The following is a 12,633-nucleotide window of genomic DNA, read 5'->3' as shown; positions in this document are numbered from 1 at the left end:
AATTTTAAAAAACACTGCATTATTCAATTTGAATTCTGCAGTGTTTTGGCGTCGCATTACAAAGCTATTTGTATCTATTTTAAATTTACGATATATACTTTTTCTGAAACAAATGTGACGCAAATGCTGAAAATTCAAATACGAATGATGATCTTTGAAACTTTCTGTAAAATAATGAAAATATATAGATGTTGTGGTATAATTTCCATAATAATTAAACCTTAGTTGCAAAATATTATTATACAGCTAATATATTGGAAAGGGTGAGTGTTTTGGAGATAGATTATGGTAGGATTATTATTACTATTATTAATTTTGTCATATTAATAGCAATCATATTATTTATATATAAAGCAGTAAAAGGTTTTAAAAACTTAGCCACCAGAAACAAAGAGATTGATAAGAAAATAGATACTATTTTAAATAAATTAAAGGATAAAGAAGATAAAAATGATAAATTTTAGTTTTTCTTTTATCTATGAACAATTTGCAAAAAACACTGTATTATTCAAAGTCGAATTATATAGTGTTTTTGTGTAAATAAAAAATTCTGGAAAAGAATTTGGGGGGCCAATAAAATAATGAAGAATGAAACTTTAAGACTAATAGATGGTTTAAGTTCAGATGAAAAAGTGAATTGTGAAAGTTTATCTATGTTTACAATAAAGTGTAATCAAGATTCTTCTAATGTGTTGGCAAAATGTAAAGAAGTTTTAAAGATAGTTTTAGAGAATAATGAAAATATAGAACTAACATTAGAAGACTGGAAAAAGTTATTGCCTAAATGGTTTATTGAAAAATTTGGGAAAGAGATAACTCAAGAAGAAGCAGAGGAAAGAATAAAATTACCTATTGAAGAAAGAATGGAAAAAGCTTGGAGGCTAAGTGCTTGGATTTATTGGTTTGAACCAAATGAAAGACAATGGTATTGGTATGATGCTAAAGTAATTGATAATAATACAATACACTTATTAGTTGAATGTGAGGGCTGGCCTTTTGCATGGGGTGCTTTAGAGTGGTTATTTAAAGTATGTGGTGCAATAGCAATTGAAGAAAAGTAAAAAAAGGAACTTTTAAATTAACAAATAATGCAGTGTATTATGCTGTTAATATCAGCTAATTAAGGAAAATTTGATTTTGTGAAAGGGAAAGTCAATATTTTTGTATTTGAGTTCACTTCAATACTCAGGTAAAGCTCTAATAAATAAAAATGTTGATAAATGTGTAAATAACCATTTAAAAAAATGGATTCTAAATTTGTAGAAATACAAAATTTAGTGAACAGCCTAATCTTTACAACATTTCCTATTGGAGAAGATATTGAAAAGGCACGAAAGTCACTAAAGAATCAAACAACTAGTTTAACAGATGAATGGAGTGATTGCAATGGAGGAATTAGTATTAAATGAAGGATTAAGTAAGGCTATACATGATTTAATGCGTTCGACTAATCAGTATTATGAGCAAAAGAACTATGATAAAATATTAGCAACTCTAAAGCAAGCATGGTACCTGTTACCTTTACCAAAAGAAAATTACGATGAAAGTTTCCATCTAGCAGAGGCCATTTGTGAAGCTTATATAATGTTAAATAATTTTGAAGAAGCAAAGAAGTGGTCAAACGAACTTTTTGAATGTGCTACTTTTAGAATTGACAGTGGAGAAAGATATTTCTTGGCTGCCAAAGTATTATTTGGAATGAAAGATTATGAAAGAGCACTAAAGTATTTTTCTGCGGCTAACGAAATGTCAGATGGAAGATGTTTTCAAAATGAAGACAGGAAATATGTTAATTTCTTTAGAAAAGGTATTATAAAAGATTAATTCAAAAATAACCAGTAGCAAGCAAGCTTAACTAAGGCTTTGTAACGTCCTTTAACTACGCTTACTAAAAAATAACAGAACAAAAAGTTAATCAAGTAACTTTTGATGAAATTAGAAAAACAACTAAAGAAACAAATGTGACGCAAATGCTGAAAATTGAAATACGAACGATGATCTTTGAAAATGGAATAATGCAATGTTAAAGATACCTATACTTTTTATATAACTGTGAAAGTATATAAAAAATGTGGTACAATTTTTATATCGAATAAATCACAGTTTTAATTTATTGGAAACTTAGGACAATTTATATAATGTGAGGTATAAGGTTGAAAATAAAAGTATGAACTGTCACTAGTGTAAAATTGCATAGCAAACAAGCCATCATTTGATGACTTAAAAAAATTAAATATAGATGAGAACAATAAGTTTAGGTAGCTGACTTGATTTTATAACCTTGGAACTGTGCCATTAAAATAGCTTGCTCCACTGTGATTTCGCGTTCAACAGGAATAGCATCTGCTTTTTTATAAAGTTCAGCATTATAAGTTTCTTTATTTTTTAACATATTGTATAATGCTGTTAGAAGCATTCTTGCTATTGCAATGATTGCCTTCTTGTGACCGCGGCGTTTCCTTAAGCGGAGGTAGCGATTGCGGATTTCTGGATGCTTTTCACTTTTAACCACAGAAGTAGCACATTGTACTAAAAGTGGCTTAATGTAGCATCCAGCTTTGGAAACCCGGACAGATTTTTTCTTCCCTGCACTTTCATTGTTGGTAGGTGTTAGACCTGACCATGAGCATAAGTGTTTCGCCGAAGGAAAAGCCTCCATTTTGACACCAATCTCTGAAATGACAGTGATTGCAGAGAACGGATTTTTAAATGATGGAGCAGTTAGAATTAGGTCGAGTTCTTGTTGATAGGGACTGGCGAGCGCAAGAATCAGTTCTTCTAGCTCTGCTTTCCGGGATTCCAAATCCTCAAAATGTTTCTTTATAATCTTTAATTTACCAGCCTGTTCAGTAGAAATAAATCCATCAACGGCGAGCTCTATCTCAGGAATTTTGTTCCTCATAGAGCCATGAATTAAAGGTTTAATATCAAAGGAAGTATCCAAAGGATTTTCAAGAATCTTGTCTAAAATTCTTTTTGAACTTTTACCAAAAGTGTCCGAAACAACGTTTCCCAATTGGATATTAGAAACCGTGAGACAATTTTGAAGACGATTCTTCTCACTAGACATAAAGCAGGTTAGTTTGTAACGATAGCGCATAAGGTCACGAAGCTGACGAATGTCAGTAGGAGGCATAAAGCTACCGACAACAAGATCATGCTTAAACAGGTCAGCAATCCATTTCGCATCTTTCTTGTCAGTTTTTTTACCACGAATAGCCTTAACATATTTAGGATGTGCCAATACAATGGAACAACCTTTCTCTAAGATGTTGTACACAGGAATCCAATATTTACCTGTGGATTCCATACAAACATCCTTACAATTTGAATCAAGCAGCCATTGTAACAGCTCTTTCAAACCATTCGTGTAGGTAGAAAAGCGATGGCTCTTGTAGGTGGTAACACCTTTAGAATTAGTGGTTGCAATACAAGCAACTACAAAAGTATTGTGGACATCAATGCCACAACAGATTTTGTACACGATTTTTAAAGCCATAGGGACTCCTTTCTGAACTAAGAAGTTCTAAAAAAATTATAGGGAGAAACAGCATTGACTGACAGCCTAGCATTTAAACGAGATTGTTTAAACAAAGATAAGGTTACGTGCTCAAGGCACACTTATTTGTGCTTGAAAAGACAATCTACACATATAATTATTCGGTCATCTGACAAGTCAGACAGCCCACTCACCGTCCCGTGATTTGTAGTATACTGAAAATCCCTATGACTTAATAATAAAATATAAACTCACTCAAAGCCAACACTTTTCATTACGTTTTGTGCCTTGAGCGAAGTGAAAGGAATGGATATAATTATGAAAAAAGCAGCATTTGTTATTACTCTTATCTCTTTTATATTCACTTTTTTTTCTGGATGTGGTAAGGATGATTTGCCACCAAAAACAACATATGGTGAATTTCCGTTTAAATTAAAATATGAATTGAATGGAAAAATATATGAAATAAATGATACTGTTATCTGTACTTTTGATAATTTTGATGTTTCAGGAGGATTTGGCAAGTGTCGAACTTGGAAAAGTTCTTTAAAAAGCGGAAGTAAGAGATTTACCATTATATTAAATAAAGATGTATACTCTGTTCTCAAACCAGAGAGAATGGATAAGAGTAGTGAAGTATATTTTGACTATGGCGATGGTGAGTATTATATGGGAGACCCAAGATCAGCTAGCCTTATACATTCAAGCCCGCATTTTTGTTATGTTGAATCTTATGATAAATCACCAAAAGAAGAAGGGTGCGATGCAACACCTCTTAATAAAGAACAACTACAAAAATACTTTGGAATAAAAATTATTGAGTGGACTTTCAGTAAACCAATTAAGAATACATTCGAATAGTTAAATATATTTAAAATAAGCATAATCTAAAGTATGTATAATTCGCAATTTTATTATTTAATAGAATAACTGAAAAAACGAATGATTTATAAAAACACTGCATTATTCAAATTTGAATTTTGCAGTGTTTTTTCGTCGTATTGCAAATATTTAATGAAACATTAAGTACTCTTAAGCTCATAATAAACATGAATATAATAGCTAATTTGGAAAATATCAGCCTTCTAGGCGAAATAATATTTTTTGAAAGCATACAAAATGCTGAACAGGCGAAAAAAGTAACGTCATATATTTCGTAGTAAATTATTAGATTTTTGGAGGATTATAATATGAATAATTTAAATGAAGACAAAGAATTGTTGAAAAAGATATATTCTGAAGTTGAGAGTGGTAAAACATTAACAGAAGAAAGAAAGGAAGAATTGATACAGATAATTGATAATTTAGAGGATAGACTTAATAATGATGTAACAAAAAAGAATACACTTATTGAAACAAAGAATAAGCTAAAAAGTATAGCTATTGGTAAAGATGAAATTAATATAAAGAAAGTTATTCTTGATTCAATAAAAGGAGTAATAAATCTGTTAACATCCTTTCCTTGGATTCAATTATAAGATTGAGAGCTCAAAATAAGTGCTCTCTTAATTTTTTAAATTAAAACTAATATTTTTACATAATGTGGAGGATGTAACTTGTAGAACGTTTTACAAAAATTATATATTTTGTTTCCAACTTTTAAAAGTGGGGTCAGGTATCTTGAAAAACCTGAAAGCTTGAGTTTGTTATTAAGCTGAGAAAAGAAGCGCTTAGAAAGTGAGGAAATGCTTAAATAATTTATTAATAATCTTTAAATTTGAATATATGGATATTCTTTGGGGATTGAATAATATGGTGTTGAAAAAAAGTGATATTTTGTATATAATTATAAAATAAGTTTTTAATATCCAATAAAATCAAATTGTTTTATTTTTTAACATCATATATGAAGAGAGGGATATGTATGGATAAAAGTAGACCTTTAGGAATGACAATAATAGGATATTGCTGTATTTTCAATGCAATTGTAAGAATGTTAATGCCATTTAATACTGTTATGGAGCTATTTGGACTACAAAGTGTTCCAGAAAACGTAGTAAAAATATTAGTATCAATTACTATTTTTATAATTGCATATGGATACTTAAGTTTAAAAAAATGGAGTTATTGGCTTATGATAGCTTATAATGTATACTTTTTAACAGTAAATATTTTGGCATATCAACAATACCAAAAGCAGCAATTTTGTGTAAGTGTTATATTTTCAATTATTGCATTGTCATATATTTTAATGAAAAAAAGATGCTTTTATAATAGAAGCCTTTCCTTTTAAATTATGTCATAATTTTTTATTTAACAGAGCAATTGAAAACAGAAAAATTAATTTGACACCATATTATTCAAACTTGAATTGTATGGTGTTTTTCATTGTATTACAAATATACAACATAACTATTAATATTGAAAATACGAACGATACACTTTATTTTTTATTGCAATAAAGTAAAGTTTGATATTTGTAAACTATGTTATAATTTAGTAAAACGTAAGTAGTAATATTTATAGAGGTGATTTTATGGTGTATAGAAAAAGTACTTTAGAGGATTGTAGAGCCGTTTATGATCTAATATGTGACATGGAAAATAAGAAACTTCCATATGATAAATTTGAAAAAATCTATCATAATCAAATTAATGACTTAAATTATTATTGCCTTGTCTGCGAGCATGATGGTATGGTAATTGGTGCTTTGAACATGCGATTTGAAGATCAACTACATCACGCAGAGAGGATAGCCGAAATTCTTGAATTTGCAGTTGACACTACATATAGAAACATGGGAATCGGGAAAGAAATGCTTTCTCAAAGTTGTCAGATTGCAAAAGATAACGGCTGTTCACAAATCGAGGTGGACTGTAATCAACTGCGCAAGGATACACATCGTTTTTATATTAGAGAAGGTATGCATAACTTTCATTTCAAATTTTCAAAGCAGTTAATTGGTGATAATGTACAGGAAAATGCTTTAGGCAGATAAATTCCAATTTAAAGTTAAGTAATGTAAATAGTAAATTTATGAGGTGATGAATATGAAACTTACATTGGTTCCACTTAAATCAGAAAACATTGCAGTGTTTAAACGAGACATGCAGGAGGCATTTCAATATGGATATGAAACGGAATGCGGACCATCCGATGAATTAATTTTGCCAGAAAAAGACATAGATGATTCACTCAATGCCAATGGTGCTGAAGCGTATCAGGCAATTATTAACGGTGAGGTTTCCGGTGGAACAGTCATAAATGTTGATAAGGAAAAACATCATAATCATTTGGATTTTCTTTTTATTAAAGTTGGTTGCCAAGGAACTGGCGTTGGACAGGCACTTTGGAAGGCAATAGAAAATTTGCACCCTGAAACAAAGGTATGGGAAACATGTACACCATATTTTGAAAAAAGGAACATTCATTTTTATGTCAATAAATGTGGTTTTCACATTGTTGAGTTTTACAACCCACTCTACCGAGACCCAAATATGCCAGAGACTGTAGGCGGAATGCCAGCTGATGAAGGTGATTATTTCTTTAGATTTGAAAAAAATATGAACAGAACTTTTGTATAAACTCCAATTTAGAGTTAAGTATTACACTATATATAGGAGAGGAGTTAAATAATGAACCTATTTACAATAAATTATGCTACACTGGGGAAAAACGAAAAAAAACAGATGTATTATGATTTTTCAGAGAATGCTCAAGAAAGTTTTAATAAATATTCCGATAAGACACAAATATTAGCACAACTTCTTTTTATTAATAGAGTGTTTAATTCATATAGTGAAGCAATGATAAAAGTTGGAAAAGAAATGTCTATTCTGATGAAGGATGCACTAAACATGTTGTGGGATTACTTGGAGAACAAATGTGATATCAGTAATTTTGAGGCGTTTTCTAATGGAATTGATGCTGTTACTTTATTTCTCAATACAGGAGAGGAAATAGAAGCAGAGGAAAATCTAAATTTCTGGGAAAGATATTCAGATGAATGGCATTATACTACTAATTCAATATTATTGCTTAATGCTTTTGGTGCATTATTTTTTCAAATACATGAAAAAAGTATAGATTGGTATTCAATAAGTGAGGACTGCCTTTTAGGAGAGCTTAACGAAATTGTTGGAAGTTATTTTGAAAATGTTTATACAAATCCAACAGACGGATATAAATATGATGAATTAGAACTTAGAATAGGTCAAATTTGCGAAAGTTCTACTTTTGTAAAGATTATCTCATATATAATAAAAGATATGAAAGAAGCAATAGATTCTGAAGAAAAAGGTGTTAATGAAATTACAAGCTTAAGAGCTGAATACAAAAATAAGTTTTTATTTTCATCAATAGAATGTGAAAGATTAGCTGAGTATTTTAAATAGCAATTTATATTTGGATTAATGAATTATGGTTTGGAGGTGTACAATGAAGGGAATATTTATAGGAAATTTTTATCATTGCATGCCAGCTAAGACGCCTGACGATGATGGTAAAAGAGCAATAATAAATTATTATTGTTTTGGTCCAATTGAGGTAGTTATATATGGTGTAACATCAACAAATGAGTATTATTTTGATTATACTTATCCGGAACTTTGGGGTGATGCTGAATTGGAACATGAGTATAATATAATCACTAAGGAAAAGATGCTAAAGGTTATTGATGAAGAAATAGAACTATGTGAACGTAATGGAGGCACTGATATTGCTAAAGCATTGAGAAGTGAGAAGAAATTGATTGAAAAATTTTAAATATAAAAATGAAATAACAGCAAGTAAAATCAAGCAGTAATCTCTCCATTTTTTTATAATAAATGTAGGACGGTTGAAATGAGGTGAATGGACCAATGTATGAGTGGCAGAAGCAAATTCAAATAATCGTTGATGAAATTGACAAATGTATTAAAAATTATAATGATGAAGCTTTGACACTAAGCTTTCTTTCTCGCAGGCTGGGTTATTCCGAATTTTATACAACTAGAAAATTCAAAGAAATATCAGGTATGCAATTTAGGGATTATCTGCAGCATAGAAAATTAGCCTTTGCACTAAAAGAGGTTCGGGATAGTGAAAAAAGCCTTTTGGATATTGCCTTTGATTATGGTTTTTCATCACATGAAGCTTTTACCAGAGCTTTCAAGAGAACATATGGTATAACTCCAAGTGAATATCGAAAAAAGCCTAAGCCTGTGGTTCTTCGTACAAAAATAAATCCTTTTGACCGCTACTTTTTAGGATTTGGAGAGATTGGTATGATAAAATCTACAGATGATATTAAAATTTATTTTGTAACCATTCCTGCACACAAATTTTTGCACATTAAAAATTATGAGAGTAATGGGTATTGGGATTTTTGGCAAAAGCAAAATCTTATTCCCGGACAAGACTACGAAACAATTTGCGGCTTATTAGATAGTATCAAGGGTAAATTGGATGATGATGGTGGCAGCGAATGTAACAGTGGCAGCGGTCAGGTTATGGCGTACATTAATGACCCGGAAGGCAGACTCTGCGATTGGGGCATTCCACGTACAGAGTGTTATGGTGCACGTCTTCCTTTGGATTATAAAGGGGAAGTACCACCACAAATGCTTATGATTGATGTTCCCGAAGCCGAGTATATTGTTTTTGAACATGGTCCCTTCGATTATGAGCAGGAAAATCGCAGTGTAGAGGAAAAGATTGAAAAGGCAATGGCAACTTTTGATTTTGAAGGCACTGGTTACTGCTTTGATACTACCCCCGGTAGAATAATTTATTTTTATTTTAATCCGGAACGATTTTTTAAGTATATAAGACCAGTGCGGAAGTAAATAAAATCCACTGCCTATTTGATATTGTTTCTAACGATAAAACCAAACAGTAAATGACAAATTCCAATTTTAGAGTTAAGTGTTATAAATAATAAATTAAGTGGTAATAATAAAAGAAGCTTTGAACAAACTTATCGGCTGCAGCCATGGAGTATTCCTCTAGGGTTGCAGCCGATAATCTTATCTAATGCAAAAAAATAATTGGTTAAAAGTAATACTTGTTTGTATATTAAAGGCACTACTTTAAAAAAAGCAGCAGCTGGATGTGGTATAAATTACACAAAGGCTATTAAGCTGAGAAAAGAAACACTTAGAAGATTAAGAAAATACTTAAATAATTTATAAGTAATTTGAAACTTAGGCGACTTAACTATTATTAGCAAAATTATGAACGATGTTCTTTGCTACGAAAATAAAGTAAGTACTAGCATCTGTACCTTGACAATTTAATAGTATACGGTTTAAAAATGAGCATAGCAAAGCTAAGGCAGGAAAAGCCTGTCAAAAAAAGAGATGAATAGAGGATGTGGTTGATAACTATTCAGTTGGAACTTCAATTTGGAAGCCTAATTTTTCAAGTTCAAAAATATAGCGAGAAATACGTTTTTGTTCACAGTTTTTGCGGCGCTGATCAAAATTAGAATCATCGTAAAGTGTACCTGACTTTAACATCGTATAGATAATTACAAGCAGCTTTCTGGCTAAAGCAATAGTGGATTTTTTAGCACCTTTGTTTTGTTTTAACCGCCAATACCAAGATGAAAGATAAGTATTTCTTTTACCAGCAATAACCCATGCAACTTCGCAGAGCATACTTTTTATATAAGGATTACCTTTTGTTACTGAAGTCTTTTTTTTTACCTGCACTTTCATTATTACCAGGACTAAGCCCTGCCCAAGAACAAATATGTTCAGCTGTTTTAAAGCGACTCATGTCTATTCCAATTTCAGCAATAACAGAAGCTGCTGCGGTTTCAGCAATACCTGGAATGCTAGATAAAGTTGCTATTGCAGAGGAAAATTGATTTATCTCTGCAGTGATTGATGTTTCAACTTCTTTCAGATGAGAATTTAAAACATCTAAGTGGGATACTAGCATTTTTAAGAAGCTTCTTTGGTGTATAGATAGGTTCCCATTTACTGCAATAAGAATTTCATCTATTCTTTTGCGTGTTTTTGTCTTTAGACATTCATTAAGTTGTGGTTTACTAATTTGCCCATGATTAATGAGGTAGTTTATAATGTTTCGTCCAGATGCACCAAATATATCAGAGATAAATGTTGAAAGTCGAAAACCTGAACTTTGTAAAAACTTCTCAATTCTATTCTTTTGAGAAGTAATATCACGAATCACACTTTTACGATAACGAGTGAGATCACGAAAATCTCGAATTTCTTTATCTGGAATAAAACTACCGTTAAGTAATCCAGCACGAAGCAAGGTGGCAATCCATTCGGCATCTTTCAGGTCGGTTTTCTTGCCAGGTACATTCTTCATGTGTCTTGCATTGACAACTAGTAATGAAATGTCGCCATCAAATGAATCTTCAAGTGTTTCATAAATTGGCTTCCAATAGATACCTGTACTTTCCATTGCTACAAAGTGACAGTTTTCGGAGACTATCCATGATTTGAGTTCCTGCATTCCAGGAATTAATGTACTAAATTCACGAATCTCACTAACTGCTGGTTTACCAATAGGACCATTTAGGATACAGGCTACGATAATATCTTTATGGACATCCAGTCCACAACAGCGTTCTAATAGATCATTCAAGTTAACATCTCCTATAAAAAATTGGCAGGAGAATTGCCCGAGATAATAGGAACTTTGCTACACGTGCTATCCACTGTTTAGTGGTGCGACAATCTGCTGTGCTCATGGGCAATGCGTCTACGTTGAAAAACAGGGTGCAAATCCTCCAAAGAACATTCAGACTTAGTCCTGCCAATATGAAATTATGTCCACATGTGTACATTGCAAACATTTGAATTGTAGGGTGTTTCTATTTTCATTGGCGGCTGTGAAGTAAGTCATGACTCGTTGAAAATTGAATAATGCGGAGTTAAACAGTAAATATATATCTATTCTTTATGTTAATATAGTTAGTTTATGATAAAAATATATGTTACGGGAAATTATAAAAGCCTGCCAATACATATACTAACGGCAAGCTTGTGTTAGACAGATGTTTTTTTATATTTATGAACTTCATACCCCCATTCACCGAGAGAGTGTAAAACAGCTATGAGTTTTTTACTAAGTTCTGATAATTCATATTCTACTCTTGGTGGAATTTCATTGTATTGACGACGAATAATAAGACAATCTTCTTCAAGTTCTTTTAAGTTTTTTGAGAGCATCAGACTGGATATGCCATCAACTTTCCTCTGTAGTTCATTAAATCTAATAACTCCGTTTTGAGACATAGTCCAAATGATTAAGAGTTTCCATTTGCCACCTATAACATCCATAGCGTACTTAACATAACAATCTTCCATAAAGCGACCTCCATTACTTATATAAATATTAGTAACTAAATATTTTTTGCGTACTTGTTGATTTATATGATACTTAATATAATAAAGTTAGTCAATAGATAATTGAGTTGATTTAAGAAAATTTTTCATTTAGAAGGAGAGATTTGAAATGTCAAAGGTAGTTATTTTCAAAGGTAGTCCAAGAAAGAATGGATATACTACAAAATTATTAGAACAAGTAGCAAAAGGAGCTAAATCTAAAGGTGCTGAGGTTATTGAATTTGATTTAAATGATCCTGGAATTCGTGGATGTCAAGGATGCTTTTATTGCCGTACTCATGATGGCTGTGCTGTTAATGATTATCTTCAACCAATGTATGAGGCTATTAAGGAAGCAGATGCTATTGTATTTGGTTCGCCAATTTATTATTATAAAATTACAGGTCAAGCAAAAGTTTGGTTTGATCGTACATTCCCAATGCTTGGAGATAATTTTGTACCGAGACATCCAGGTAAAAAGCTAATAACCATATTCACTCAAGGAAACTCAGATCCTAAAATAGGAGCAGAAGGCGTTAAATTTGCTAATGATATGTTAGAAGAATTAGGTTGGAAATTAGAGGATAGTATTCATTACTGCGGAACTAGCCATAATCCTGATTTAGCAGTGTTTGATGAGTTATCTTTAAGAGCATTTAAAGATGGGAAAAATTTGGTTGGATAAATTCCTAATACATCACTTATCAAATAAAGTTTATCAAAGTTTTGAAGAAGCATATTTGGATGTTAAAAACAATTGTTATTAATTTAAGAAAAGATACAAGTAATATTTTACGAATAAAAAAAGCTGATATAACAGCTTTCAGATTGTTCAAGAACCCAGCACTT

14 protein-coding genes and 1 pseudogene are annotated in these 12,633 nt (G+C 31.4%); 12 read left to right on the top strand and 3 right to left on the bottom strand.

Going from position 1 to position 12,633, the window contains the following annotated elements; genetic code table 11:
* Window positions 1–272: 272 nt before the first annotated feature.
* The 3 genes from Q6H37_RS25320 to Q6H37_RS25310 all read left to right on the top strand — a co-directional run bounded on the left by Q6H37_RS25320 (window position 273) and on the right by Q6H37_RS25310 (window position 1,824).
* On the top strand, window positions 273–464 hold the full coding sequence (locus Q6H37_RS25320; protein WP_318737559.1) for a hypothetical protein: 192 nt from the start codon (window positions 273–275) through the stop codon (window positions 462–464).
* Window positions 465–581: 117 nt separating this feature from the next.
* Entirely contained in the window at window positions 582–1,061 is a 480-nt protein-coding gene (locus tag Q6H37_RS25315) for a hypothetical protein (RefSeq protein WP_318737558.1), read from the top strand.
* 325 nt (window positions 1,062–1,386) lie between these two features.
* Complete coding sequence (locus Q6H37_RS25310; protein ID WP_318737556.1) at window positions 1,387–1,824, top strand: hypothetical protein; 438 nt, start codon at window positions 1,387–1,389, stop codon at window positions 1,822–1,824.
* A gap of 430 nt (window positions 1,825–2,254) precedes the next feature.
* Here Q6H37_RS25310 and Q6H37_RS25305 read toward each other — a convergent pair whose 3' ends face one another.
* Entirely contained in the window at window positions 2,255–3,499 is a 1,245-nt protein-coding gene (locus tag Q6H37_RS25305) for an IS110 family transposase (protein ID WP_318734740.1), read from the bottom strand.
* A gap of 318 nt (window positions 3,500–3,817) precedes the next feature.
* On the opposite strand from Q6H37_RS25305, the gene Q6H37_RS25300 reads away from it, so the two are divergent.
* The 8 genes from Q6H37_RS25300 (at window position 3,818) to Q6H37_RS25265 (ending at window position 9,264) form a co-directional block, all read left to right on the top strand.
* A complete protein-coding gene (locus Q6H37_RS25300; RefSeq protein WP_318737554.1) occupies window positions 3,818–4,360 on the top strand; it encodes a hypothetical protein in 543 nt (180 codons plus the stop codon).
* A 329-nt stretch (window positions 4,361–4,689) separates the two neighbouring features.
* Window positions 4,690–4,977 carry a hypothetical protein gene (locus Q6H37_RS25295; protein ID WP_318737553.1) on the top strand — a complete coding sequence of 96 codons (288 nt, stop codon included), beginning with the start codon at window positions 4,690–4,692 and terminating at the stop codon, window positions 4,975–4,977.
* A gap of 386 nt (window positions 4,978–5,363) precedes the next feature.
* Window positions 5,364–5,732 carry a hypothetical protein gene (locus Q6H37_RS25290; RefSeq protein ID WP_318737551.1) on the top strand — a complete coding sequence of 123 codons (369 nt, stop codon included), beginning with the start codon at window positions 5,364–5,366 and terminating at the stop codon, window positions 5,730–5,732.
* Window positions 5,733–5,975: 243 nt separating this feature from the next.
* Window positions 5,976–6,437 carry a GNAT family N-acetyltransferase gene (locus Q6H37_RS25285; protein WP_318737549.1) on the top strand — a complete coding sequence of 154 codons (462 nt, stop codon included), beginning with the start codon at window positions 5,976–5,978 and terminating at the stop codon, window positions 6,435–6,437.
* 52 nt (window positions 6,438–6,489) lie between these two features.
* Window positions 6,490–7,023 (top strand): GNAT family N-acetyltransferase, encoded by a 534-nt coding sequence (locus tag Q6H37_RS25280; protein WP_318737547.1) that lies wholly within the window; start codon window positions 6,490–6,492, stop codon window positions 7,021–7,023.
* A gap of 51 nt (window positions 7,024–7,074) precedes the next feature.
* A complete protein-coding gene (locus tag Q6H37_RS25275) occupies window positions 7,075–7,833 on the top strand; it encodes a hypothetical protein (RefSeq protein WP_318737545.1) in 759 nt (252 codons plus the stop codon).
* A 43-nt stretch (window positions 7,834–7,876) separates the two neighbouring features.
* Window positions 7,877–8,203 (top strand): hypothetical protein, encoded by a 327-nt coding sequence (locus Q6H37_RS25270; RefSeq protein WP_318737544.1) that lies wholly within the window; start codon window positions 7,877–7,879, stop codon window positions 8,201–8,203.
* Between the two features lie 95 nt (window positions 8,204–8,298).
* Window positions 8,299–9,264, top strand: a complete 966-nt coding sequence (locus Q6H37_RS25265) for a helix-turn-helix transcriptional regulator (RefSeq protein WP_318737543.1) — start codon at window positions 8,299–8,301, stop codon at window positions 9,262–9,264.
* 537 nt (window positions 9,265–9,801) lie between these two features.
* On the opposite strand, the pseudogene Q6H37_RS25260 reads toward Q6H37_RS25265, so the two are convergent.
* Together Q6H37_RS25260 and Q6H37_RS25255 are read right to left on the bottom strand one after the other, a co-directional pair.
* A pseudogene (locus Q6H37_RS25260) lies at window positions 9,802–11,041 on the bottom strand (IS110 family transposase).
* A 404-nt stretch (window positions 11,042–11,445) separates the two neighbouring features.
* Entirely contained in the window at window positions 11,446–11,766 is a 321-nt protein-coding gene (locus tag Q6H37_RS25255; protein WP_063602350.1) for a winged helix-turn-helix transcriptional regulator, read from the bottom strand.
* A 148-nt stretch (window positions 11,767–11,914) separates the two neighbouring features.
* On the opposite strand from Q6H37_RS25255, the gene Q6H37_RS25250 reads away from it, so the two are divergent.
* Complete coding sequence (locus Q6H37_RS25250; protein ID WP_318737537.1) at window positions 11,915–12,469, top strand: flavodoxin family protein; 555 nt, start codon at window positions 11,915–11,917, stop codon at window positions 12,467–12,469.
* Window positions 12,470–12,633 lie beyond the last annotated feature (164 nt).

This window comes from Clostridium sp. JS66 (assembly GCF_033561535.1).
In the GTDB taxonomy this organism is placed as follows: Bacteria; Bacillota; Clostridia; order Clostridiales; family Clostridiaceae; genus Clostridium_AM; species Clostridium_AM carboxidivorans.
This window is presented reverse-complemented; position numbering and strand designations above follow the sequence as displayed.

Coding starts and splice junctions, on each gene's coding strand:
- Q6H37_RS25315 (WP_318737558.1), top strand. CDS start 582: ATGAAGAATGAAACTTTAAGACTAATAGATGGTTTAAGTTCAGATGAA.
- Q6H37_RS25310 (WP_318737556.1), top strand. CDS start 1,387: ATGGAGGAATTAGTATTAAATGAAGGATTAAGTAAGGCTATACATGAT.
- Q6H37_RS25290 (WP_318737551.1), top strand. CDS start 5,364: ATGGATAAAAGTAGACCTTTAGGAATGACAATAATAGGATATTGCTGT.
- Q6H37_RS25255 (WP_063602350.1), bottom strand. CDS start 11,766: ATGGAAGATTGTTATGTTAAGTACGCTATGGATGTTATAGGTGGCAAA.
- Q6H37_RS25270 (WP_318737544.1), top strand. CDS start 7,877: ATGAAGGGAATATTTATAGGAAATTTTTATCATTGCATGCCAGCTAAG.
- Q6H37_RS25285 (WP_318737549.1), top strand. CDS start 5,976: ATGGTGTATAGAAAAAGTACTTTAGAGGATTGTAGAGCCGTTTATGAT.
- Q6H37_RS25275 (WP_318737545.1), top strand. CDS start 7,075: ATGAACCTATTTACAATAAATTATGCTACACTGGGGAAAAACGAAAAA.
- Q6H37_RS25305 (WP_318734740.1), bottom strand. CDS start 3,499: ATGGCTTTAAAAATCGTGTACAAAATCTGTTGTGGCATTGATGTCCAC.
- Q6H37_RS25265 (WP_318737543.1), top strand. CDS start 8,299: ATGTATGAGTGGCAGAAGCAAATTCAAATAATCGTTGATGAAATTGAC.
- Q6H37_RS25295 (WP_318737553.1), top strand. CDS start 4,690: ATGAATAATTTAAATGAAGACAAAGAATTGTTGAAAAAGATATATTCT.
- Q6H37_RS25300 (WP_318737554.1), top strand. CDS start 3,818: ATGAAAAAAGCAGCATTTGTTATTACTCTTATCTCTTTTATATTCACT.
- Q6H37_RS25280 (WP_318737547.1), top strand. CDS start 6,490: ATGAAACTTACATTGGTTCCACTTAAATCAGAAAACATTGCAGTGTTT.
- Q6H37_RS25250 (WP_318737537.1), top strand. CDS start 11,915: ATGTCAAAGGTAGTTATTTTCAAAGGTAGTCCAAGAAAGAATGGATAT.